The organism is Deltaproteobacteria bacterium HGW-Deltaproteobacteria-6 (genome assembly GCA_002840435.1).
Lineage (GTDB): Bacteria > Desulfobacterota > Syntrophia > Syntrophales > Smithellaceae > UBA8904.
In genome coordinates this window covers 358809-382070 of sequence record PHAT01000005.1, presented here as the reverse complement: position 1 = coordinate 382070, position 23262 = coordinate 358809, and the positions used below count along the sequence as shown (strand labels likewise).

Below are 23262 nucleotides of genomic sequence, written 5' to 3'. Positions count from 1 at the left end.
AAGAATGTCAATTAAGGTGAATACATATGTTACTGGAAGTAAAAGATCTGAACACTCATTACGGGCCAAGCCATGTGCTGCAGGGAATAAATCTGAACATCGCTGAAGGAGAACTGGTGGCTCTGCTGGGGCGAAACGGAATGGGTAAGAGCACTACACTGAAAAGCATCATGGGTATGGTCAAGCCGACTTCCGGATCCGTATTACTTGAAGGAAAAGAGATAGCCGGCCTGCCGCCCTATAAGGTGGCGCGCGCCGGAATCGGTTATGTGCCTGAAGAGCGCCGTATTTTTCCCGGACTTTCCGTGCTGGATAATTTGCTTCTGGGGATTAAAGGCGGAAAGATCGAAAAGCCGAACGATCCAAATGTCTGGACGGTGGAACGGATTTTCCATCATTTCCCGAAGTTGAAGGAACGCACGAACCAGATGGGAGGTTTGTTGTCCGGCGGCGAACAGCAGATGCTGTCCATTGGCCGGTCGCTCATGGGGAATCCGCGTCTGCTTCTCGTTGATGAGCCGTCGGAAGGGCTCGCACCCATCATGGTTCAGGAAGTGCGCAATGTTCTAGCCGAGATCAACAAGGCGGGAGTTTCGGTTCTGCTGGTGGAACATAACCTGAAGGTGGCTCTGTCGCTGGCCAGTCGGGTCTACCTGATGACAAAGGCCTGTATCGGCTGCGAGGCCGCCGCCGAGGAAATGAAAAACAATCACGAGATACGGGCGAAATATCTGGAAGCGTGAAACAGTTCAGGCAATAAAAATACGGGTACCTGCACCTGTTGCCTCATAAGAATTTTCCGGCCAGCATAATTCCCAGGACCGTTTTAGCATCCATGATTGCACCACTATTTATCAGTTCTTCGGCCCTTTTGAAGCTCACGGGAATGACTTCAATAAATTCGTCTTCATCCGGCGTCAGTGGCGCATAAGCAAGATCCTGGGCCAGAAAAAAATACATAAATTCATTGCAGTAACCCGGTAAGAGATAGCCGGCAAAAAGCTGGGTTAGCGATCGGGCCCGATAGCCTGTTTCTTCGGCCAGTTCACGCCCCGCGCAGGCAACGGGAGATTCCTCCCCGTGGTCCATGGAACCGGCGGGAATCTCCAGCAGGTTTTGTTTGGCGGGGATGCGGAATTGTTTGATCAGAAGCAGTTCGTTTTTATCATTAACAGGGATGACGGCTACCGTCGGTTTATGGTCGATCCAGCTTTGCTTAATCGTTTTTCCATTGGGCAGTGATATATCTTCTTCCCAGACCGAAAAAATTTTACACGAGTAGGACAACTTTTTGTTATTTTCCATCACAACTTTTTCACTTCAGTTGGTTTTGATAATCGCGAGCAGGTGTTTTTCTATTTCCTGTTTCGGCAGGGCGCCCACAAGACGTTCAACGATTTTGCCTTCACGAAAAAACAGCAGAGTGGGAATGCTGCGGATGCCGTACTGAGATGCGGTAACGGGATTTTCGTCCACATTCAGTTTGACCACCTTTACACCATTGGCATAATCCGAAGCCAGTTCATCAATGATCGGCGAAAGGCTCTTGCACGGACCGCACCAGGGCGCCCAGCAATCGACCAGGACAGAGGTTTCCGTGGTCAGCACTTCACGGGCAAAGGAGTCATCGGTTACGTCGATGGGTTTGATGTTCTGTCTCACGATTACAAGCGGTTCACGACATTTGCCGCAAAGCGGTTTTTGATTCAGGCGTTCCTCAGGCATACGGTTTTTCGTGCCGCATTTCAAACAACGGATGATCAGATCATCAAGGGCGGCATGACAGTTGCCGCATGTGGGACGACCCTGAAATTTTTGTTTCGGTATCCGATTTTTTGTTCCGCAGTTGAGGCAGCGGATGATCACATTGTCCGGCATAAATATTTCCTCAAAAGTTGATGGGCATTATCTCTTTTTTCAGTACAAAAGGCAAATCATATCGCAACACTGACTTCGCGGGGTTGAAGGATGCGAACAAGTTCCGAAGATGGCATTTTCGCCAGCAGACCTCGTGAACCGGCATTGATCAGAATTTCCGGCAAATCAGCGATGGTTTTTTCCATATAAATCATCATAGGTTTTCTGGTGCCAAACGGAGACGTTCCACCGACCAGATAACCGGTATGCTTATGCGCCGTTTCCGGTTTGCAGGGTGTGATGGATTTGACACCCAGAAAACGAGCCAGCGATTTGGTGGAAACTTCCTTGTCTCCGTGCATGAGAATGATGAATGGTTTGGCGGTTTCATCCTCCATGACCAGGGTTTTAATAACACAATGTTCGTCAACTCCCAGCTTCTGAGAAGATACGCGTGTGCCACCGTGCTCTTCATAAGTGTAGATCTGCAAAGCATAATCGGCGCTTTGCGCTTTCAAGGCCAGGATGGCTGGGGTGGTCGGAATTTTTTCTTTTGCCATGGTTCAATTATAATGATGCCTGGTGGGAAAGGCAATGGAAAAAGGGTTGAAGGTCAAAGACCACACTCCCTTTTTGAAGAAGGCGCGAGACGGGGGGCTGGTGCAGGCATTCAGCCCTTTAATTTATGCCTTGAAGGTTGCCAGGTTTTTGAAATCCAGCGTGGCCAGATAGTCCTTTACTGTTTCGGCGCGGCGGATTTGAGTGACGGAGCCGTCTTCACGAAGCAGCAGCTCGGCGGCGCGGAGTTTGCCGTTGTAATTGAAACCCATGGCATAGCCGTGGGCGCCTGCGTCATGAATAGCCATGATGTCTCCCGGTTCCAACCGGGGCAGCATGCGATCAATGGCGAACTTGTCGTTGTTTTCGCAAAGCGAGCCGGTGACGTCATACAGGACATCATGGGGACGATTTTCCTTGCCGAAAACGGTGATGTGATGATAGGCGCCATAAAGAGCCGGCCGCATCAGGTTAGCCATGCAGGCGTCCAGTCCGGCAAATAGTTTATACGTATCTTTAATATGCAGGACTTTGGATATGAGGTAGCCGTACGGGCCGGTGATATATCGTCCGGATTCGGTAAATATCTTAATAGGAGCGAAACCATTGGCGGCAATAATCTGCTCGTATTTGTCCCGAATGCCGCGGGCCATGGCCTGTAAGTCAATCCGTTCCTGTTCGGGCCGGTAGGGAATCCCAACGCCGCCGCTGAGATTAACGAATTCAAAACGGATGTTGAGGGCGTGCGACAGTTCGACGATAAGCCTGAATAGAATTTCCGCCGTTTCAACAAAATAGTTCGGGTCAAGTTCGTTGGAGGCTACCATGGTGTGAATGCCAAACCGCTTAATACCTTTGTCCCGGCAGATACGATACCCTTCAAATAATTGCTCCCGCGTAAATCCGTACTTGGCCTCTTCCGGATGGCCGATGATGATATTGCCCTTTTTCAGAGGGCCGGGATTATAGCGAAGGCAAATAATTTCAGGGAGTCCTGCGTGTTGTTCGAGATACTGAATATGTGAGATATCATCCAGATTGATGACCGCTTTTAATTTTTTAGCTTTGACAAATTCTTCGGCGGGGGTGTCGTTGGAGGAAAACATGATTTCTTCTCCGACAATGCCGGTCTTTTGAGACATTACCAGTTCCGCAAGCGAGCTGCAATCCGTGCCGAATCCTTCGGCATGAAGTAATTTTAGTAAATAAGGATTCGGACAGGCTTTGACGGCAAAAAATTCTTTGAAGCCCTTATTCCAGGCAAAAGCCTTTTTAAAGGCGCGGGCGTTTGCCCGGATGGCTTTTTCATCATAAATATGAAAAGGAGTCGGATATTGTTCAATAATTTTTTCAATCTGTTTTTTTGTAAAAGGCGGCAGTTTATCCGGCATCAAAGATTCTCCCGTAGCAAATTAATTTGAAATTATGAACAGGATTTACGGGAAAAAAGAAAAATTATCAATAGTATTTTCAATCGGGATGTTGGACTGAGACATTTTGAATCCAGTTTTGCGGGACGAACGTTAATTCGCGCAGCTTGCTGCGGGGTGGTTGATTCTTAAAAAATAAAAAATTTCAGAGAAAGGTAAAGGGTGGCGGAGATGGCGGCGGCAATCGGTATTGTCAATACCCAGGCCCAAATGATGTTGCCGGCCACGCCCCAGCGGACGGCGGAAAGCCTTTTCGTCGCACCGACACCGACAATGGCTCCCGCTATCGTGTGTGTTGTACTGACCGGAATACCCGCTATGGATGAACCGATAATCGCGCAGGCGGCGGCGGCTTCAGCGCTGAAACCGCCAATCGGTTGAAGTTTCGTGATTTTAGTTCCCATCGTTTTCACAATTCGCCAGCCGCCAAACATGGTTCCCAATGCGATGACCGAGTAGCACATGATAATGATCCAGTAGGGAATGTTAAAACTCGAACCGATCAGGCCTTTACTATACAGAACAATGGCAATGATACCGATTGTCTTTTGCGCATCATTCATGCCGTGACCCAGCGAATAAATTGCCGATGAAGCAAGCTGCAATTTTCGGTAAATTTTGTCTGTTCTGGCAATATTGGAATTCCGATTAAGATTCATGTGCAAGACCATGAATATGAACCCGAGAACTAAACCAATGGCAGGTGACAAGACAATGAAAGCGGTCGTTTTGATGATGCCGGACCACACCAGAGTCTCGACACCGCCTTTGGCGATGCCTGCGCCGATGAGTCCGCCAATCAGAGCGTGAGAAGAACTGCTCGGTAAACCAAAATACCACGTAATGAGATTCCAGACAATGGCGCCGCCCAGTGCGGAAAGAATCAGCAGGTTGTCAATAATGTCGATATGGATAATGCCTTTACCAATGGTGTGAGCAACTGCGGTGCCGATGAAAAATGCGGCGATAAAATTAAAAAAGGCGGCCCACATGACGGCTTGTTTGGGCGAAAGAACTCTGGTGGAAACAATTGTTGAAATGGAATTAGAAGAGTCATGGAAACCGTTGATGAAATCGAAAACAAGTGCAACGATCACCAGGAAAATGACAAATGCCATTGAATCAAGCATGTTTCAGGACAATCCCTTCCACGGTGTTGGATACGTCTTCACAAACATCAATCGCCTCTTCGATCCGTTCGAAGATTTCTTTCCATTTGATCAGTTCGATGGCATCCTGTTCCTTGATAAAAAGATTGGTGATAATGGTTCTTAAAACGACGTCACCGGCATTTTCCAGGGTGTTGATTTCCACGCAGCCGTCCAGAATCATCTGGGAGTTTTTCATGTCGCGCAGGCCATACACAATTTCTTTTATTTTTTTGATGGCTTGAAAAAGGATTTCCGCCTGCTTGATGATTTCGTCATCCGGCTTTTTAACCTTATACATGTGGATGCGAATGGCGGTGGCTTCAATGACGTCCATAATGCTGTCCATCTTGTTGACCAGGGCGTAAATATCCTCACGGTCGATGGGCGTCAGAAAAGTCTTGTGCATTCTTTCATAAGTTTTGTGGGTAATGATGTCGGCTTCATGCTCAAGTTCTTTGAGGCGTGCCACTTTTGCTTCAGAATAATCACGATTCTTGGTCATATCCAGAAAGAATTGGCCACCTTCTTCAATTTTATTGGCTAACTCTTCAAAGTAGTTAAAGAAATTTTCTTCTTTAGGAAACAGGCGCATCAGCAATTCCTCCTTTTTTCCTTAGGTATGCAGCTGGTGATCTTAAAGTCAGCAGTGCTCTAGCGAATTATCGGAAAAAATGCAAGGCCTTAAAACGAATATCGGGCAAATTATTGGTCTTATTATTTGTTATTTAAGGGCTTTAGAGTAAATAATTTTACTATCGCCGGGTGAATAGAAATCCTTAAGAACCGCCTCGGGAAAGTAGCCGCAACTTTTGTAAAAATGCTGAGTTGGTCCGTATTGAGCGCGGGAAGCTGTCTCTGCGTATATCTGCCTGCCGCCGGTTTTCTGAATGAGATCTTCTGTTTTTTGCAGAAGAATTTTACCGAGGCCATGACCGCGCAGGGGTTCAGAAACTGCAATCCAGTAAAGATCATAACTGCTTGCCGTAGCCGGTATTAAACCATAACAGGTATATCCGACGACCTGGCTGTTTTCTTCGGCGAATAAAAACTCATAGGAGCTCTGCCTGCCTTGTTCCAGCCGATCGGCGGCCAGTTCACAGGCCAGTTCAACTTCTTCGGCGGAGAAAAACCCGCTTCCTTGAACAATGTTCAAAATCGCGCTTAAATCCGACGGTTCAATTTCCTGTCGGTAGGTGATGGGATTCATCCGTATCATCCATTCTGCGGCATACCGCCGCGAAACATGAAGTAAACCGCGCCAACCATACAGAACGCCGCCCAGAGAAAGTCCAGTTTCAGCGGCTGCTTCATATAAAGGATGGCGAAACCGGCAAAAACGATCATCGTAATAACTTCCTGGATAATCTTAAGCTGACCTAAAGAGTAATACTCAAATCCGATACGGTTGGCAGGTACCTGCAAGACATATTCAAAGAAAGCAATACCCCAGCTGATTATGATGACCAGAAACAAAGGTTTGCTGTTAAGATTTTTTAAATGGCCATACCAGGCAAATGTCATGAAAAGATTAGAAAACAAAAGCAATACAACAGATTTTAACACAAAACAAATCCCCTTTCTTCATTTATGGTTGTAAAGCATCCCGAAGGATGTCGTCAATTGCATTGGAATACTTTATGCCTGCATAATCGAGGGCAGCGGCAAATCCCGCGTCCGGCGACAGACAGGGATTGGCGTTGATTTCCAGAACATATGGATTGCCCTTCTGGTCGATACGGAAATCCACGCGGGCGTATCCGCGCAAACCGAAAAGATTCCAGCACCGCAGGGCGATATCCCGCAGGCGGCCTGTCAATGGTTCGTCCTCAGGAGCGATATACAGAGTCCGCCGTGTATTGTCATATTCGAAAGAATCTTCCACCCACTTGGCACGGTAATCCAGGATTTTCAGTTTGCCGGGCGGGTAATCCTGAAAGAGAATTTCCGAAGCCGGCAGAATTTGAACCCCCTGATCTGTGGCCAGTAAGGCGATGTTAAATTCCCGTCCTTCGATATAGGCTTCCGCGAAACAGTCGCTGCCGATTTCTGCCTGCCGATTCCGCAAGGCGCTTACAATATTATTCTGGTCGGTCATGAAGATAATAGCATCATCATCCAATCCGACGGATGCATCTTCCCAGGAGGGCTTCATTAAATAAGTGCCGGCGGGAGCCGATCCGGTGCCGATGCCGGCAGTTGTGATCCAGGGAGGTGTGGGAATGCCTTCTGCGTGCAGGAACTTTTTCGTGAGGGGTTTATTGGATGTCAGATACAGGGCGTCCGTCCGGCAGCCCGTGTAGGGAAGGCGTAGAAAATCCAGCAGGGCTGTTGAAAAGTAAACCATGCTGCCTTTTCCGCCAAGGGATTCCACCAGATTAAAAACAACACAGGGCTGCAGGGCGCGGAGTTTGGAAATCGTTGCATTTAAATCCATCACAAAGGGCAGCATGACCGGCTCGTAGCCCAGAGATGTTATGGCCTCGGCAATGGTTTTGGCCTGAAGAATCGTATCCTGTTCATCAATACCCGCATCGGGGGCCACATCCGTATGCAAAATGACAATTTTTTTCATGGAATAATTTTCCGCTCTCAGGATTTTGAGATTCGACTTAACATATTCTTAGCATTCCGGCACGCTTTAAGGCGGAATTCAGGATGTCGGTGATGAGTTGATGATAAGATATCCCCATAAGGCGGCAGAGAATAGGCAGATCCGAACGGATGGGATTCAAGCCGGCCAGTGAATTTACTTCGATAAAGTGCGGAATACCTCGAGTATCAGAGCGCAGGTCGATGCGTCCCCCGTCTGCCAAACCGAGTCCGCGCCAGGCGGCAAGAGATATCTCCATGGCATGTCTGGCTTCTGCGTCATCGACTGCGGCGTATCGTACAAGATTTTCATAATGTTCCTTATTGTCATAGGAGTATGCATGCTGCTCAGCGTCCGGGTTGAGGATGACCTCCATGGCGCCGAGGGTGCGGGCGTCCTTTCCTGTGCCGACAATCCCGACAGTGAATTCCCGTCCGGATAGATAAGTTTCTACCAACACGGGCTGATGAAAAGTGTTGAGAAGGTTTGTGCAGATATTGCGCAGATCTTCGACGTTATCAATTTTGGACAGGGCGGTGATACCTTTGCCTGTCCCTTCCGCGACAGGTTTGGCAAAGAGGGGATAAGGAAGGGAAACCTGGTCTATATCCTCCGGATCGGAAACAACGACAAAGTCCGGTGTGGGAATGCCCAGATCGCGTACGACATGTTTAGTCATGCCCTTATGAAGGGTCAGAGTCTGTCCGAGCGGATCGGAGAAGGTATAGGGAATTTTGTAGGCGTCCAGCAGCGCGGGAACCTGCGCCTCACGGCCAAAGCCGTGCAGACCTTCGGCAATGTTGAAAACAAGATCCCAGCGATCACCCGCGGCCAGACGACGGGTCAGTGCCTGAACATGGCCGATGCGATCAGTCGCATGACCGTTTTTCAAAATGACGTCTTCAATAGCTGCAATGGTATCGGGTTTGTCGAATTCGGCGGTTTCTTCCTGAGAGTAACCTTCTCGCAGGTAATCATCTCGCAAGTCATAGGTCAGGCCGACGGTTATTTTTGGCAGAGTGCTGATGATTGGGCTGTCAGGTTTACCGGACATCATTTGTTTTCACGATCCTAATGGATATCTTTCGATTCAGCGTGATTGTCCGGGTAGCGGAAGATATTGCCTTCGTAATTGCGAACCATCAAATCGCCTTTATCCCAGCCGATAGCGTATTCGGGAAGCAACGGAATTTTTCCACCGCCGCCGGGAGCATCGACGACATAGGTCGGTACGGCATAGCCGGTCGTATGGCCTCGCAAGCCCTGGATGATTTCCAGGCCTTTGCTGATCGGTGTGCGGAAATGAGAGGAGCCGGGAATCGGATCGCATTGATACAGGTAGTAGGGGCGAACGCGAATTTGTAAAAGGCCATGCACCAGTCTCGTCATCGTGGAGACAGAATCATTAATGCCGGAAAGCAAGACGGTTTGGCTGCCCAGGGGAATGCCGGCGTCAGCCAGGCGGATGCAGGCGGCGCTCATTTCGGGGGTCAACTCATCCGGATGTGTGATGTGGATGCTCATCCAGAGTGGATGGTATTTTTTTAACATGGAAACCAGAGCGGGCGTAATCCGTTGCGGCAGGACGACGGGCGCTTTGGTGCCGATACGGATCATTTCAACATGGGGAATGTCCTTGAGTCTTGCCAGGAGCCACTCGAGTTTATCGTCGGACAGGGTTAGCGGATCGCCGCCGGACAGGAGCACATCACGGATGTTTGGATTAGATTCGATATAGGAAAGCGCCCTTTCCCATTTAGCCGTGTCTATAAAACATTGATGCTGACGGCCAAAAATGCGGGAACGGGTGCAGTAACGGCAATACGTCGCGCAAATGTCGGTAACCAGAAACAGGACGCGGTCGGGGTAGCGATGCACGATGCCGGGAACCGGGGAGTCGGCGTCTTCGCAAAGAGGATCTTCTTCTTCGCCCTTCGTATGCAGACATTCATCAACCACCGGAACGACGGAACGACGAAGCGGTGAGGACGGGTCCTGTGTGGAAATCAAACTGGCATAATAAGGGGTAACGGCTACAGGTAAATCTCCTGAGGGGTGCATCATGGCCTGGCGTTCATTGTCGGACAAATGAATGATGGCATCCAGTGCCTGGACATCGCGAATGGCGTTTTGAAATTGCCAGCGCCAGTCAAACCATTCGATACGGCTGATGTCAGGATAATGTTTTTTGCGAAAGGCTCGTGAACGGGGAGAATCTTTAAAGGGAAAATAAAGGCGCTCTGGCTTTGATTTTACCAGGGAGGGTTGCTGATTGTTAGTGGACAACGAAAAGAAATTCGTTGTTTCGTTTTGAGCCACAACAAGACCAGCTGTGGTACCGGGAGGTTCGGCCTCCTCATTAAACAGCGTCTCGTTTTCCATTGATGCTCCCTCCAAAATCTTTCTTCTGTTTAAAAAAAGTAATCACCAATAAACAGATTTATAGTTTTTGAATTTACGCAAGCAGAAAAATTTGTCAACATTTATTTTCAATTTTAGCTGGAAAAATGAAAATAATTCTAAAAAAAGTAAAATAATTTTTAAGCAAAATTTTTCGAGCGGGTTGTGTTGCTCAAAACTCATAAAAAAAATTTCCCATGGGTGCTACTATGAGCTTTTGGAAAAGAGAATGTTCAGCAAGATGCGCCATACGAACTTTTTCAAAAGAGCAGGACGACCGTACAAATTAAATTGCCGAAGTGATCATAATAAAGTAAAAGGAAGAAGTCCTGAAAGCAGTTAATCGTGAGGAAACATAGACTGGACAGCTATTTCAGAGGAACATACAATCATTTTTACTGACTGAATTCAATGAGCAAGATTAGTAAAAGGAGAAAAAATGCCCGAACTGCCGGAAGTCGAAACGTTATGTCGTCAGCTAAATGCCAAAATAGCCGGAGAAAAAATTCTGGAGACGATTGTTTATGACGATAAGCTTGCCGGTCTCGAAAACGTCAAAGGACAAATGATCGAGAAAGTCCAGCGCATCGGAAAAACGATTGTCATAATGTTAAGCGATGGCAGAAATATCGCAATTCATTTGCGCATGACAGGGCGATTGTTTTGGCGACAAGACATAAAATTGGAAAAGCATACACGCTGGCGAATGACGGTTGGCGCTGGAAGTGTTGATCTGCTTGATCCGCGCCGTTTCGCAACGATTAAGATCGGGCCAAAACGGCAGTCAAACGCTATGCAGGATCTAATGACTGACTTTGACGAAAAGGTATTTCTAAGTCTGCACGCCCCTCGCAAGGTGAGTGTAAAAGTATTGCTCATGGATCCGAAGGCGATAGCAGGTATCGGAAACATATACGCCTGTGAGATTCTACATCAGGCGGGCATATCTCCTTTTCGGCAGGCGGAAACGCTGAGTGAAAGGGAATGGAAGACGGTATTTCGTCAGGCAAGGCGTATTTTAAAAAGGGGAATCGAAAAACGGGGAACATCCATTTCCGATTGGCGTGATCTTTACGGCTGCAAAGGCGAGAACCAAAACGAGCTTAAGGCCTATGGCCAAGAGGGCAATGCCTGTTGTGCCTGCGGAGGAGTCATCGTACGTCTCAAGCAGAACGGACGCAGTACGTTTTATTGCCCGCGATGCCAGGAGTAGGGTGGGTATTCAGAGATTATTCGTTGATGGTTTCCTTAATCCTGAAGACGAAATGTCTGCCGCCTTTTCGAAATAACCCAAAACGATGTCTCCTACTGCCGGTTTGACAATTGATGTGAGGTAGCCGGAAGGTTGTGCCGTTCTGATCGTTTCTGCGTTTTGAAGAAAAGAGAAACTACTTTGTTGACGACTTCAGCTAAAATACTGAGCAGGGGTCTTTTCTCGATCCTGTACCTGCCGGCTTCGAAAACATCGGCTCCTCCCTTTCATTGACAATCGAGATTTCACGCCTGTTTTAAGTTCATCAAGGTATTTCACTTTACTCCGGTCACCATGACCCAGGCGTGGATGTCCCGTTGTTGAAGAGAAAAGGAAGGAATACCGGATTGGGATTTCCTGCATTTTCCCGATAGACATGAAAAAGGACATTACTGTAGTTTCCGATCAGCATTCCCTCCAGGCATCATAGTCGTAATCGTACCGATAAAGACAATGTTACCGCTTGAAGGTAAACTTCTGCAAAGCAAGCTTTGGCATAGAGCGTAATATTTTTAAAAACTGACAGTTCATCAGCTCAGATGAGCAAACGCCAGACAGCTTTTTCCAGGATGGATAAGGGCAGACTTTTGCCTCCTTAATTAATGCAAAAAAACAATTTTTGCGCACTGCGCAATAATTTTCTCCAGTCGGAACAATGGTCCAGTCCGGACCTTCCACAATGTCTGTCTGGTTGGCCAAAGAGACGATCGGTACTTCGTCTTCATTATAATATTCGTCTTTTCAAGAATACCCGGTGATCGCTTTCCTGAACGTCAATGATTACGGGAAGTCTCAGAATATTCAATCTTTCAAAATCATCGGGACTTACTGTAACAGCATCCGTACCGCTTTAAACCGCGGTTGTTAAGAAATCTTTATTGCAGATACGGCAATCAAAACGCACCTTTTTGTTCTTTTTCCCGTTGGCGGGCAATTGGTACCCGGCCCATTAATCCGGAGACAGCTGCTGGTTTCGGCAGAGCGAACGTTTTTCTCTATTTTATAATGAAGCGGAAGCGCTTTAGCGCAGGCGGTTCAGATTGATGAAGGGATGTAGTTATGATCTGCATTGCAGGAATCAGTTAACTTATATAAGGATGATTTGAACTTATATGTAATGATACGCCAAGAAATTATGGAGAACGTAGAAAATAGTAGATAAAGCTCGCGGATGAGGACGGTAGTCTGTAGAAAACGCGCCTGCCGAGTATCTGATGAAATGTAATAAAAACAATGATATAGAATGGTATAGAGATAATAAATTATCCATTAGTTTTAAAGATGATCGAAATTGCTGAATGAAAAGTTTGTGTGAGGGAAATCTTAAAATCACGAATGATTTCTTAAATTGCGGATGCATAAGGATGCACAGAGAAAAAATATGGGAAAGGTTTTAAGCTCCAGCTCATGCTAAAAGGTAATTCATTACCGGACGTTATTGGAGATACCATTTTCGAATGGTAATAGCCGTTGGAAGAGAAACAAGATTAATCATTGAGGTATATATGCTAATCACGAATGGACAATTTCTCATGAAAGCATCGGAAATAAAGCTTCGGTGAAAGTACGGGCAGATTTGTCTGACAAACGCATGAGCATATCGGAAACACATGTAATTTAGTGATATTGGCAATTCAAGCTAAGGTTTGAAAGGAAATATTGATTAAAAGGATCAAGGAAGTCGGAATTCAAATTTGGGGTCGAAATATTCGCAACAAATAAAAGGGTGAGGGGTGTAGCAGGTTCCTGTTGGAATAATGGAGCTGCTATAATCAGACAACAAAGATCGGGTTGGAAAAAATCCAGGGACGATATTTTCCGGCTGATTTTAAATATACCTCCACGCGATAGATGCCGGGAAGAGTCAAAGGAAAAGAACAACCGACATTTGTGGCTTTATTCCACTCCAAGCCATTTCTAATGATGCGAATACAAGCTTTTTCAGGACAAGATACTGATAATTGTGCATTGCCAGAAAGCAGGAAACGATCTCCCATCGAATATTCATCATTATCCTGATTTATTAAGAATTGAAAACCCTGAGCTTTGCGGAAATATTCCAGAGCAAAGTAACAACGGCCATGAAGGAGAGAACGAAAAATCATAGCAATATCTTGTTGACTGTTGCCACTGAATTTATCTTCAGTTAAAACATGAGTACTAATAAACTTGAAGGCACGATCGAAAGGGAAGGCGACAAAGGAAATACCAAATAGCTTTTTGATACTGGCATGATTATCAAGTTCTCCAATGCCTACCGTTTTCCGGTTTTGGTTCAAAGCATCCCATCTCTCCAACGTTATCTTGCGAGGGCCTTTCAGAAAATAGGCGGGAAAAAGGAAGCTTAGCAATCCGCTGAAATAGCCGCAAAGGCTGTTTTGCCAATCCGTCATGAAGTCCCAAACGCTGATCCCGGAATAACCGATGACTTTCCAATCATTCCAGCAGTAATGTTTCACGTGAAACATTGCCGTTCCTTCATGATCGGGATGAGCAATAAACCCAAATCCACCCTGCTTGTTGACGGCATCAATATATTTTTGCGGATAGTTTCCCTCTGTGTCACCGTTATATGAAACAGGTCGGTTAATGTTAAAGCCCAGGTAATGATTAAACCGGGGTGCAATCTCTTCTCCAACAATGACCAGAGTTCTGCCTTTCCATCCTTCCCACCCTTCATCTCTTGCTCTCAGATGATCATGATCCGTCAACATTAAAAAATCGATCCCGTTGTCATGTGCCGCAGCAATGACTTTTTCTATAGCGGCATGGCCATCAAAGGAAAAAGACGAATGAAGATGGATGACACCGGTGTAATCATAAAGTTTCATGGAGTATTACTAGATCTTTTAATGAATTTTGTCTATCGTAAATAGTAATTTGCAGTTCAGCTCACGGCCATTGGTGTTATGTAAATAAAAAAAGCAGACCAATGGCCTGCTTTTTTATTAGATAATTGGATCTGTCGCTACTGTGTTTGCAATGCAACAAAGAAACTTGATCTTCCGCGCTTAATCAGTAAAGTGACACTTTTCTTTCCCGCCGCTTTGGTAATTTCCCGGTTAAAGTCTTTCATGGAAGAAATTTTAACCCGGTTGACTTGAACAATAATATCCTGCGGCTGAATACCAACTTCATCCGCCGGGCTTCCGGGTTGAACTTCCGTGATGATGACACCATCGCGTGCTATGCCTAATTGTCTGGCTATCTCCGGTGTGATTTCTTGCGCTGCTATGCCAAATTGACCTTTTCCTGATCTTTCGGCTGCCGCAGTAACATTATCCTTGCGTTCCGCTACGGTTACCTGGAAAGTCATTTCCTTGCCGTCGCGAATTGCTTTTATGCTCATTTTTTGTCCAACCTGCAATGAAGCTATCGTCAAAAGTAAATCATGGGTGTTTTTAATTAATTTTCCATTAATTTCAGTAATAATGTCTCCAACTTTTATTCCTGCTTTGTCTGCCGGATCGCCTTTGAATACATCTGATACTAATGCACCGCTTTTATTTTTATGATTCAAATTTTTGGCAATATCATCAGAAATGTCCTGAACGGATATACCTAACCAGCCGCGTGTTACCTTACCTTTTGTTTTCAGATCGGCCAGAATACTTTTGGCCATATTAATGGGAATAGCAAAGCCAATGCCTTGACCATGGGCAACAATCGCCGTATTAATACCGATAACTTTTCCTTCCATATTAAACAAAGGACCACCGCTGTTGCCGGGATTAATGGAGGCATCTGTTTGTATGAAATTATCGTAAGGTCCGGCGCCGATGACACGCCCCTTGGCGCTGACTATGCCAGCTGTTACCGTAGCTTCCAATCCAAAGGGGTTGCCGATCGCAATGACCCATTCTCCGACTCTGACTTTTTCAGAATCGCCGATTTCCGCAACCGGCAAGCTGTTGTCCGGTTTAATTTTAATCAAAGCGATGTCCGTGTTGGCATCTGTTCCGATGACCTTAGCTTCGTACTCTTTACCGTCGGTTGTTTTTACGAGAATTTTATCGGCCTGTTCGACGACATGATTATTAGTAAAAATATAGCCGTCATTGCTGATGATGAATCCTGAACCCAGGCTGCGCTGTTTGAATTCTTTTCGCGGTATATCGCCAAAAAAGCGGTCAAAAAAATCATCCCCGAATGGCGAACCGCCGAAAGGCGCGCCAAACCCACCCCGCCCTTTGTAAGTCTTGGAAGTGCTGATATTGACAACTGCGGGTTTAACACGTTCCGCCAGATCAGAAAAAGAGACAGGTGTTCTGCCGGCCGAGTCGGATAAAGAAGGCACTGCCTGAGCTGCTGGTATTTCCGGTGCTCCCGACCGGGTAAACGACGATCGCAAAACCCCAACCAGGGATACGATAAAAAACGCGACCAGAAACGCCATTAAAAACATAAAAAAAGTTTTTCGATTTGTATTTTTCATACCGATCCTCCAAGATAGACACATGCAAAGCCTGGTTTTTATTCCAAGCATGAAGTATTTTAATTGTTCTGAATATAACGACAAGCAGCTATTTGTCAATTAAAACGTTAAAAACCAGTGATGTGTAATGAACGCTAATTCTTTGCTTTTAAAATGCTAGATGATTAATGGTGCTTTGAAGAATTCGTTGTCCTGTGCTAGAATAACCTCCACTTCTGGAGCAAAAGAATGATATTTTTCTTAGAAAACTTGGGGCGTCGAGTCAATCTGACGCTGACAGCATTTGCCGATACCATTTTGTTTGCCTGTAAGGTTTTTATACGCGTTTTTCAACGCAAAACATACAGCAGCGCGATGCGTGAAGTTTTGGTTAATCAAATTTATTTTACATCCGTACAAATTTTACCAGTCTTTCTCATTGCCTCCATTATCTTTGGTTCGTTGTTGATCGGTATAGTTTTTCAGCTGCTAAAAGAATTAGGACTGACCGGGTTCTTCGGCAATGTATTAATGGGGCTGATCGTTACGGAATTATCGCCGCTTTTAACGGTGTTGCTGATCACGCTGCGATCCGCCTCTGCGATCAATACGGAAATAGCCGTCATGAAGGTAAACCGAGAAATAACAACTCTCGAAACTTTCCGCATCGATGTTATTGATTATCTTTTGGCACCGCGAATCATCAATGGAATTATATCGATTATGCTGTTGAGCAGTCTTTTCTCAACCGTTTTACTCGTCAGCGGCATATTGTTTTCATGGTTGATTTTTGGAATGAGTATGGACGTTTACACAAATATTCTATTAAATTCGGCCAATTTTTCTGATATAATAATTGCCCTGTTCAAGTGCGCCATTTATGGATTTTTTGTTACGCTGATACCCATTCGTTCCGGTCTGCGGGCGTCACATGAACTTACCAGCATACCCATTGCCGTTTCCCATGGCATGGTTAACGTTTTTTCGGCTATACTGATTATCGAGGTATTGTCATTATTAACAAAATTACTCTAAATTTATTTGATAGCGAACCGCTGCTCAATCAGTCATTGAACCAGTTTATGCTTGCCCATCCTACGCAAGCGGCCCCGGTTTCAGTTGATATTCCACTGATTTCCAATCAGGATGTTTACATGAATATTGCTCTTATTAAACAATTTCATGAAAATATGCCCAAGCACCAGGCGCAACGGTTGGCTGTTGAATATCTGGAGCGTTTAGGTCTTGGAGATATTGCCAATAAGCGTAATCCGTCTTTAACTTTGGAAGAGAGATTTTGCGTGATGATGCTCAGAGCCGCTATGGTAAAAGATGCGATGCTCGTGATTGACCAGCCTTTTAAAATAATTCCTCATCTGAAAGACGTTCAATATGTAATAACCGCTTTGAAAAAAATTGACGATTTATACGTAAGCTGTCATATATATGATTACCAGTGGATGGAAGAAAAGTATGGTGAGCTATGACATTGAGTCGTGAACTTAAAGTTGGTCTTTTTATTGGCTGCACAGCCGTAACTATTGTGTTGGCCCTGTTATTTCTGGCTGCCGGAAAAGGTTTATTCGAAAAGATGCATATATTTACCCTTTCCTCCAGGTCCGGTGATGGTTTTACTGAAGGTATGCCTGTTGTTTTTTCGGGATTCAATATCGGAAAAGTTCAGGCTCTGGAACTTGATGAAAAAGGGATTGTTTTGATTAAAATTAAAATTCCTGACCGACACGTTAAATGGATCAGATCAAACAGTGCCTTTATTTTATATCGTCCACTGATTGGCTCAGCGAGGATCGTTGTCAATACGGATAATTTTAAAAGTCCACCCTTGGATACGGAAAAGATTCCGGAAATCGTTATTGTCAATGATATTAATGATGCCATTGCCAAAATTGAACCTGTACTGGAGAAAGTAACGCAGATTGCTGTCAATGTCGAACGTCTTACGCGAAATCTGTCTGATCCCAAAGGGGATTTGAATCGAGTACTGGGCAATGCTGAAAAGATCACGTCCAACCTTGCGTCTAAAAAATCGCTTGTGGAAATGGCTGTCTCCGATGAGGAGAGTGTGAAAGCCCTGAATGAATCTCTGAAAAAAATCAAGGATATAACGACCAGCGTTGATAAAATTCTTAAAAAAATAGATAAGATGGCGGACAAAACAGATAACGAGATATATGGTAAGACCGGTGCACTGCCCCAAATCAACACGATTCTTAAAGATATGGTCGGCAAATTACAAAAACTGGATGTAACCGTTGATAATATTAATAAAATAAGCACAGATACTTCTGAAGGCATGAAAGATTTTCATATTCTGCGTTCCGACATAGACGACGCCGTAAACTCGTTAGGCGATGTTGTAAAAAAATTGGATGCCATAATCGGGTCGAAAAAATCCCCGGAGTTTAATGTCCCATGAAGAAGCTATTGTCCTTAATATTGGTCTTATTAATTTGTGCCTGTGGCGCTACGGTGCCGGTTCCTGCCTGGAAAGACAATGCTTACAGACAATTGGAAGATTACAAAACCGGTTTTTTGACCGGCAGGGAAGAGTCTACAGAGCCTCATTTTGTCAAAGCCAGAAGAGAGATCGCCGCCGGCAATGATTTGAGTATTTTGGCCATTGCCTATTTGACGAAATATTCCCTGCATACCGCTTCACTGGAAAGCTTTGATTCAAAAGAGTTTGCAAAACTTTACAGACTGGAACCTCATGTTGCTGATATGGCCTACTGTCATTTTTTAAAAGGCAATTTCAGTGCCGTAGATGCCAAGTTGTTGCCGGTCCGTTATGTCGGTGTTCTGAAAGCTGCCGGAAGCAGGGATTTGACTGTGGCCGCCCGCGAAGTTGCCGCCATTGACGATCCACTGTCCCGCCTGATTGCCTGCGGTGTCTGCGTAAGGTATTTGCCTTCCGATGAGACGATTCTGCAGATAGGTATTGCAACGGCGTCTGCTAACGGTTGGCGCAGGCCTCTGTGGGCTTATCTCACTAAACTGCACGAGCACTATCTAAATAAAGGAGAACATAATAAAGCAGCCGCCACCAAAGAAAGGTTAGATCTTTTGAAAAATAATTGATACCTTCCACAGAGAAAGGCCCGAGATTTCAGGGATAATAAAAGATTCCTTTAGTGGAGGAACAAGCGATGAAGATAAAAGTGACAACCGGACTATTGATTATTTTCGCGGCGTATATTTTTGCCGGATGCGCCGGCCAGTCCAAAGAATTGCTTGGAGAGAATTACCAATCCATGTCGGACGATAAGCTTCTCGAATACTTTTATCGTCTCAATGATGAAATAGAAAAACAAGAAAAACAAACAGGTCCATCATTCGGCGTCGGCATTGGAGGTTTCGGGCACAGTCGTGGCGCTGTCGGTGGTGTGGGTGTTGGTACGGGCGGGACAGCTTATACGGCAGAAGATTTAAGACAAAGACGCATTGAAGTCCGGATGGAGATGAAAAAGAGAAACATCAATCCGTAAGGCAGGTTTGATGGCGGGAGAATCATCATGATGAAAGCAACTGAGCAATTGAGAAACGAGCATGAAGGTGTCCTGCTGATGCTTCGCATTCTGGGTGAAGTCAGTCGGCAATTGGAGACCACCGGGACTATCCACAATGAGCACCTGGAAAATATTCTCGAGTTTTTGAAAATTTTTGTTGATAAATGCCATCACGGAAAAGAAGAGGAGCTTTTATTTCCAGCGCTTGTGCATGTTGGTATTCCTCAGGACGGCCCGATTGCCGCTATGCTTTTTGAACATGAAATGGGCCGAAAATATATCCGGGTGATGACCGACGCATTTGACCGACACAAGTTAAAGGACGCATCAGCGGCGGAAGCTATCGTGCGCAATGCACAGGACTATATAGCGCTTCTTACCGATCATATCGATAAAGAAAATAATATTCTTTTTGCGATGGCCGATGATCGTTTGTCACCGGAAGCTCAGGAAAAATTATTTGAAGGTTTTGAGAAAATTGAGGAGTCAAGGATCGGTTCGGGAAAACATGAAGAGTTTCATTCCCTTTTGCACAAATTAGCGGATTTTTATTTGAAAGGGTGTTGTGATCAATGATTCTATGAATGAGATTGACAGTCGTATAAAGATATACGGCTGTACCAGGCTTGGAACAGGATCATAAAGCAAAAGGGGCATATTCTCTTGATGAACAAATCGAGAATATGCCCCTTTACAATTTGATATTATGATTTTTGCTTTGCTGCGGGTGGCGCTACAGGCGCTGCCGGTGGTGCGGCAGGAGCTGCGGGCGCTGCCGGTGCGGCTGGAACCTCCGGCGGAGGGGCAATGCCTAGTGCCTCCATTGCTTTTGTGGCTTTTTCTTGAATTGCTGTGGTCGCCGCAATGGCATCAGCCATGTTCCCCGCTTTAAAGGTTTCCTGAGCTTTTGCAAAGTCTGCCTTAAGAGCGTCAAGCGCGGTTTTTGCCTCTGCCAGTTTCTCGACGGTTATGTCTTTCGGAAGCTTCTTGGGTTTGAGTTGGGAGAGAGCATCCACCTTGGCCTGGATTGCATCAACCATTTGAGGAACTTTCTGGCTTAAATCAGTCCATTTTTTGGTTAATTCATCTTTTTTAGCCATTGCCGCGGCCAGGACAACTTTTGCCTGACCAGGTATGGCTTGCGCTTCGGCCAAAGCAGCCTTGTATTCCTTCTGGGCCATCTTGTCCTTTGCAGATGCCAATGTGGCATTCAGCGCAGCCATCTGATCCGGAACAAACTTTGTGGCCTCAGCTTTGGTGGCATTAACCGCCTGCTCCGCCGCCTGCATTCCCAGTTCCGCCGGTCCCTTTTCATCGGCACAAGCCATTAACATAACGGCGATGAACAATGTTGCTGCAATACTGACAAAAATTCTTCTCATATTTTCTCCTTTCAGAATTAAGTTACAGATTTATTAGAGACCCTTTAAGTCTAAACTTGAAAAGCGGTCTTGCTTTAACATCAATCAACAGTAAATCAACGGTACAGGACGACATTATTAAGAACAAATGGGGGTACAATCATTTTTGTATGTTGAGTATAGGAATTACGTTTTTTTCTGTCAAGACAATTTAAGATCAAATATTTAAAAGTAAAACGATAACGATATATTTTTCCAACGCACAAATATGCGTGTTTATAAAAAGCGGCCCCCGTGGCAGTTCAATTCAGCTGGATCAATCTGTGGGGCTATTTGGCTAAAGTATCTTTGACCGCCCGGCCCAATTCCTCCAGAATGAGAGGTTTTTTCAAGTATCGTCCGGCTCCCAGCTTCATCGTTTCTCTAACCTCATCTGTTTCCGCAAAACCGCTGACGATGATAGCCTTTTGTTGCGGCCGGAATTTTTTTATCTGCTCGTAAGTTTCACGTCCATTGATTCCCTTGTCCAGGATCATGTCGAGTACCAGCAAGTCGACATCATGATCCTGCAGGTAAGCAACGGCTGATTCACCGCTTTCTACCGCGCTGGCACGATATCCCAGCGCCTCAAGCATCATGCAGGAGATTTCTCTTTGGCTTTTCACATCATCAACAACCAGAATACTCTCGCCATTGCCTTTCAAAGTAACAATCGATTCGAACGATTTTTTGCCGATAACGGCCTCCCGTGTAATGGGAAAATACAACTCAAATTTTGAACCATGTCCGTTGCTGCTCACATCAATATATCCTTCATGGTCTTGGACAACATTCCAGACAACTGTCAGTCCCAAACCGGTGCCGCTCCTCCCCATAACCTTTTTGGTGTAAAAAGGTTCAAAAATCCGCTTAAGATCCTCTGTTGATATTTCCGGTCCGTTGTTTTCAACCGCTAGAACGGCATATTCACCTATATGAACATTTTCATAACCTTTTATGGGCCGGTCCACATAACGATTCACGGTAGATATTGAAACCATGCCGCGATCTTCGATAGCTTCAGATGCATTCGATACGAGATTCATGATGACTTTGCGAAGGTGGGCCGGTGATCCCTTAATATGCAATAATTGTGAATCGAGCTTTGCCTGCACCGTTACCAGAGGATGATGCTGTAATAGTTTCTTATATTCAGGAGAGGTTAAGTATGAATGGACGACCATGTTTAGATCAAAAGGTTCTTTGGGAACAGCCACGCCTCTGGCGACGGTCAACAAATCCTGTACGATGGCCGATGCTCTTTGTCCGGCCTGTTGAATAGTCATCAGGGGTTTGCGAAGTTTGCTGTCTTCGGGCAGATTCAGCAGCATTAATTCCGGGTAGCTGACAATTCCCGAAAGCACGTTGTTCAAATCATGGGCGACACCACCCGCCAGCAATCCCAGGGATTCCATTTTTTTGAGACGGGACAGTTTTTCTTCCTGTTCCCTCAAGGCTTCTTCCTTCCTGATACGCTGGGTGACATCACGCATAACGTTCAGAATGGCCGATCTGTTGCGATAAGTAATGATGTTACCCCGGACTTCCAGATTTATTTTATCGCCATCCGGCCGCATAATGCGTAAAATCAGTGAGTCATTTACCATTGCCGAATGCAACCCGCTGTAATACTGCAGGAGTTTGAATCGATCTTCCATCACGATATTGCTGATGAAGTCTTCTGTACTTAAATCGACCACCGGATGTCCGAATAAAGCATTACAGGCCGCATTTTCGAAAACGATTTTGTTGTCCTGAATCACCAGAATGCCGTCATTGGTGAATTCCGTAATCACGCGGTATTTATCTTCCGCCATTCTGTCCGTGTAGCTGTCAAAGACGACCCAGAGAACCGCAATCGAAAAGCCGAAAAAACCATATTCCATCACGTATTGAAAAGTCTGAACTCCGAAAGCAGCCAACCCGTCATGGATACCCAGCATGAGCCAGATGATTATACCAGTCAGATACGCAACTTTATATCTTTCATCGTTAACTTTGTGTCTGAGCCACATGATGACGGCCGCGACAGCCGTTCCTGCAATATAGGTGATGAATAAGGGGCCCAGAGGTCCCAGCCCCGCTTCGACAAACGGTTTCGCCAGACCCAGGAAATTACGGCTGACAAACTGATCGGATACGATGAGCTGAGTGAACCACAAAAGAGCCAGTAGAAAGATATGAAACATTCCGGCCAGCTGGTGATAACGTTTTCCATTGATGCCCAGATAGGTGAAGCTCATTCCATATAGAGAATGGATCAAAAAGACATGTGCCGTAAATTCCAGCACACCCCCGAAATGATTGACTGGTCCAACCGGCATATTGTATTCCAGAAAAATACCGGCGGCATAGAGCATGCCGGAAAAAGATACGGCGGCACCCCATAGATACCAGTTTAGCCGAGGTTTCCTGAATGCGAAGATGAATTGAATGATGGCCATCGTCAATGCCAAAAAAGCTACTGACAATGAACCGGCTGATTGGAAAACTATCTGTTCGATAATGCGCCTCTCACCTCTTGTTATAAACAATCAAGTCGCTTTGCAAATCGAATCCTGTGGTGCCCCGACGTGCATCTTTTAGATTGAATTCCGAGAATAATCAATAATAAAATTTATCCTGCCATGTGAATAAATATTTTCAGATGAATAGTGAAAATCATCCCTCCAACAGCTAGAAT

23 protein-coding genes are annotated in these 23262 nt (G+C 45.5%); 8 read left to right on the top strand and 15 right to left on the bottom strand.

Annotation, left to right across the window (positions count from 1 at the left end; translation table 11 throughout):
• Window positions 1–26: 26 nt before the first annotated feature.
• On the top strand, window positions 27–743 hold the full coding sequence (locus CVU71_11975) for an ABC transporter ATP-binding protein (protein ID PKN18222.1): 717 nt from the start codon (window positions 27–29) through the stop codon (window positions 741–743).
• Between the two features lie 43 nt (window positions 744–786).
• Here the strand turns inward: CVU71_11975 and CVU71_11970 are convergent, their stop codons facing one another.
• The 11 genes from CVU71_11970 to CVU71_11920 form a co-directional block, all read right to left on the bottom strand.
• Window positions 787–1305 carry an ADP-ribose pyrophosphatase gene (locus tag CVU71_11970; protein ID PKN18221.1) on the bottom strand — a complete coding sequence of 173 codons (519 nt, stop codon included), beginning with the start codon at window positions 1303–1305 and terminating at the stop codon, window positions 787–789.
• A gap of 15 nt (window positions 1306–1320) precedes the next feature.
• Window positions 1321–1878 (bottom strand): thiol reductase thioredoxin, encoded by a 558-nt coding sequence (locus CVU71_11965; protein PKN18220.1) that lies wholly within the window; start codon window positions 1876–1878, stop codon window positions 1321–1323.
• Between the two features lie 56 nt (window positions 1879–1934).
• On the bottom strand, window positions 1935–2417 hold the full coding sequence (locus CVU71_11960; protein ID PKN18219.1) for a Cys-tRNA(Pro) deacylase: 483 nt from the start codon (window positions 2415–2417) through the stop codon (window positions 1935–1937).
• Between the two features lie 123 nt (window positions 2418–2540).
• Complete coding sequence (locus CVU71_11955; GenBank protein ID PKN18218.1) at window positions 2541–3806, bottom strand: diaminopimelate decarboxylase; 1266 nt, start codon at window positions 3804–3806, stop codon at window positions 2541–2543.
• Between the two features lie 167 nt (window positions 3807–3973).
• On the bottom strand, window positions 3974–4975 hold the full coding sequence (locus CVU71_11950) for an anion permease (protein PKN18217.1): 1002 nt from the start codon (window positions 4973–4975) through the stop codon (window positions 3974–3976).
• The gene (locus CVU71_11945; GenBank protein ID PKN18216.1) at window positions 4968–5588 is read right to left on the bottom strand and encodes a DUF47 domain-containing protein; all 621 of its coding nucleotides are present in this window, start codon (window positions 5586–5588) and stop codon (window positions 4968–4970) included. The genes CVU71_11950 and CVU71_11945 overlap by 8 nt, the downstream gene beginning before the upstream one ends.
• 129 nt (window positions 5589–5717) lie before the next feature.
• Window positions 5718–6212 carry an N-acetyltransferase gene (locus CVU71_11940; GenBank protein ID PKN18215.1) on the bottom strand — a complete coding sequence of 165 codons (495 nt, stop codon included), beginning with the start codon at window positions 6210–6212 and terminating at the stop codon, window positions 5718–5720.
• A complete protein-coding gene (locus tag CVU71_11935) occupies window positions 6209–6568 on the bottom strand; it encodes a hypothetical protein (GenBank protein PKN18214.1) in 360 nt (119 codons plus the stop codon). Before CVU71_11935 ends, CVU71_11940 begins: the two co-directional genes overlap by 4 nt.
• A 13-nt stretch (window positions 6569–6581) precedes the next feature.
• Window positions 6582–7568: a D-alanine--D-alanine ligase gene (locus CVU71_11930; GenBank protein PKN18213.1), complete on the bottom strand. Its 987-nt coding sequence runs from the start codon at window positions 7566–7568 to the stop codon at window positions 6582–6584.
• A gap of 37 nt (window positions 7569–7605) precedes the next feature.
• Window positions 7606–8595: a D-alanine--D-alanine ligase gene (locus CVU71_11925; GenBank protein ID PKN18705.1), complete on the bottom strand. Its 990-nt coding sequence runs from the start codon at window positions 8593–8595 to the stop codon at window positions 7606–7608.
• A 62-nt stretch (window positions 8596–8657) separates the two neighbouring features.
• The gene (locus CVU71_11920; protein PKN18212.1) at window positions 8658–9968 is read right to left on the bottom strand and encodes a lysine 2,3-aminomutase; all 1311 of its coding nucleotides are present in this window, start codon (window positions 9966–9968) and stop codon (window positions 8658–8660) included.
• Between the two features lie 457 nt (window positions 9969–10425).
• On the opposite strand from CVU71_11920, the gene CVU71_11915 reads away from it, so the two are divergent.
• The gene (locus CVU71_11915) at window positions 10426–11199 is read left to right on the top strand and encodes a formamidopyrimidine-DNA glycosylase (protein ID PKN18211.1); all 774 of its coding nucleotides are present in this window, start codon (window positions 10426–10428) and stop codon (window positions 11197–11199) included.
• Window positions 11200–13010: 1811 nt separating this feature from the next.
• Here CVU71_11915 and CVU71_11910 read toward each other — a convergent pair.
• Window positions 13011–14069, bottom strand: a complete 1059-nt coding sequence (locus CVU71_11910; protein ID PKN18210.1) for a hypothetical protein — start codon at window positions 14067–14069, stop codon at window positions 13011–13013.
• Between the two features lie 137 nt (window positions 14070–14206).
• Window positions 14207–15679 (bottom strand): peptidase, encoded by a 1473-nt coding sequence (locus tag CVU71_11905; GenBank protein PKN18704.1) that lies wholly within the window; start codon window positions 15677–15679, stop codon window positions 14207–14209.
• A gap of 222 nt (window positions 15680–15901) precedes the next feature.
• On the opposite strand from CVU71_11905, the gene CVU71_11900 reads away from it, so the two are divergent.
• The 6 genes from CVU71_11900 (at window position 15902) to CVU71_11875 (ending at window position 19755) form a co-directional block, all read left to right on the top strand.
• Window positions 15902–16687 (top strand): ABC transporter permease, encoded by a 786-nt coding sequence (locus CVU71_11900; protein PKN18209.1) that lies wholly within the window; start codon window positions 15902–15904, stop codon window positions 16685–16687.
• 119 nt (window positions 16688–16806) lie between these two features.
• The gene (locus CVU71_11895; GenBank protein PKN18208.1) at window positions 16807–17139 is read left to right on the top strand and encodes a hypothetical protein; all 333 of its coding nucleotides are present in this window, start codon (window positions 16807–16809) and stop codon (window positions 17137–17139) included.
• Complete coding sequence (locus tag CVU71_11890; GenBank protein ID PKN18207.1) at window positions 17136–18089, top strand: hypothetical protein; 954 nt, start codon at window positions 17136–17138, stop codon at window positions 18087–18089. Before CVU71_11895 ends, CVU71_11890 begins: the two co-directional genes overlap by 4 nt.
• Window positions 18086–18751 (top strand): hypothetical protein, encoded by a 666-nt coding sequence (locus tag CVU71_11885; GenBank protein ID PKN18206.1) that lies wholly within the window; start codon window positions 18086–18088, stop codon window positions 18749–18751. Before CVU71_11890 ends, CVU71_11885 begins: the two co-directional genes overlap by 4 nt.
• 68 nt (window positions 18752–18819) lie before the next feature.
• Window positions 18820–19158, top strand: coding sequence for a hypothetical protein (locus tag CVU71_11880; GenBank protein ID PKN18205.1), 339 nt, complete (start codon window positions 18820–18822; stop codon window positions 19156–19158).
• Between the two features lie 30 nt (window positions 19159–19188).
• Window positions 19189–19755 carry a hemerythrin gene (locus CVU71_11875; GenBank protein PKN18703.1) on the top strand — a complete coding sequence of 189 codons (567 nt, stop codon included), beginning with the start codon at window positions 19189–19191 and terminating at the stop codon, window positions 19753–19755.
• Window positions 19756–19883: 128 nt separating this feature from the next.
• Here CVU71_11875 and CVU71_11870 read toward each other — a convergent pair whose 3' ends face one another.
• Together CVU71_11870 and CVU71_11865 are read right to left on the bottom strand one after the other, a co-directional pair.
• Window positions 19884–20561: a hypothetical protein gene (locus tag CVU71_11870; GenBank protein ID PKN18204.1), complete on the bottom strand. Its 678-nt coding sequence runs from the start codon at window positions 20559–20561 to the stop codon at window positions 19884–19886.
• 308 nt (window positions 20562–20869) lie between these two features.
• Window positions 20870–23023 carry a hypothetical protein gene (locus CVU71_11865; protein ID PKN18203.1) on the bottom strand — a complete coding sequence of 718 codons (2154 nt, stop codon included), beginning with the start codon at window positions 23021–23023 and terminating at the stop codon, window positions 20870–20872.
• Window positions 23024–23262: the final 239 nt, after the last annotated feature.

Excerpts from the sequence above, each read along its gene's own strand:
- CVU71_11975 (PKN18222.1), top strand. The coding sequence starts at position 27 with ATGTTACTGGAAGTAAAAGATCTGAACACTCATTACGGGCCAAGCCAT.
- CVU71_11970 (PKN18221.1), bottom strand. The coding sequence starts at position 1,305 with ATGGAAAATAACAAAAAGTTGTCCTACTCGTGTAAAATTTTTTCGGTC.
- CVU71_11965 (PKN18220.1), bottom strand. The coding sequence starts at position 1,878 with ATGCCGGACAATGTGATCATCCGCTGCCTCAACTGCGGAACAAAAAAT.
- CVU71_11960 (PKN18219.1), bottom strand. The coding sequence starts at position 2,417 with ATGGCAAAAGAAAAAATTCCGACCACCCCAGCCATCCTGGCCTTGAAA.
- CVU71_11955 (PKN18218.1), bottom strand. The coding sequence starts at position 3,806 with ATGCCGGATAAACTGCCGCCTTTTACAAAAAAACAGATTGAAAAAATT.
- CVU71_11950 (PKN18217.1), bottom strand. The coding sequence starts at position 4,975 with ATGCTTGATTCAATGGCATTTGTCATTTTCCTGGTGATCGTTGCACTT.
- CVU71_11945 (PKN18216.1), bottom strand. The coding sequence starts at position 5,588 with ATGCGCCTGTTTCCTAAAGAAGAAAATTTCTTTAACTACTTTGAAGAG.
- CVU71_11940 (PKN18215.1), bottom strand. The coding sequence starts at position 6,212 with ATGATACGGATGAATCCCATCACCTACCGACAGGAAATTGAACCGTCG.
- CVU71_11930 (PKN18213.1), bottom strand. The coding sequence starts at position 7,568 with ATGAAAAAAATTGTCATTTTGCATACGGATGTGGCCCCCGATGCGGGT.
- CVU71_11920 (PKN18212.1), bottom strand. The coding sequence starts at position 9,968 with ATGGAAAACGAGACGCTGTTTAATGAGGAGGCCGAACCTCCCGGTACC.
- CVU71_11915 (PKN18211.1), top strand. The coding sequence starts at position 10,426 with ATGCCCGAACTGCCGGAAGTCGAAACGTTATGTCGTCAGCTAAATGCC.
- CVU71_11910 (PKN18210.1), bottom strand. The coding sequence starts at position 14,069 with ATGAAACTTTATGATTACACCGGTGTCATCCATCTTCATTCGTCTTTT.
- CVU71_11900 (PKN18209.1), top strand. The coding sequence starts at position 15,902 with ATGATATTTTTCTTAGAAAACTTGGGGCGTCGAGTCAATCTGACGCTG.
- CVU71_11895 (PKN18208.1), top strand. The coding sequence starts at position 16,807 with ATGAATATTGCTCTTATTAAACAATTTCATGAAAATATGCCCAAGCAC.
- CVU71_11890 (PKN18207.1), top strand. The coding sequence starts at position 17,136 with ATGACATTGAGTCGTGAACTTAAAGTTGGTCTTTTTATTGGCTGCACA.
- CVU71_11885 (PKN18206.1), top strand. The coding sequence starts at position 18,086 with ATGAAGAAGCTATTGTCCTTAATATTGGTCTTATTAATTTGTGCCTGT.
- CVU71_11880 (PKN18205.1), top strand. The coding sequence starts at position 18,820 with ATGAAGATAAAAGTGACAACCGGACTATTGATTATTTTCGCGGCGTAT.
- CVU71_11875 (PKN18703.1), top strand. The coding sequence starts at position 19,189 with ATGAAAGCAACTGAGCAATTGAGAAACGAGCATGAAGGTGTCCTGCTG.
- CVU71_11870 (PKN18204.1), bottom strand. The coding sequence starts at position 20,561 with ATGAGAAGAATTTTTGTCAGTATTGCAGCAACATTGTTCATCGCCGTT.
- CVU71_11865 (PKN18203.1), bottom strand. The coding sequence starts at position 23,023 with ATGGCCATCATTCAATTCATCTTCGCATTCAGGAAACCTCGGCTAAAC.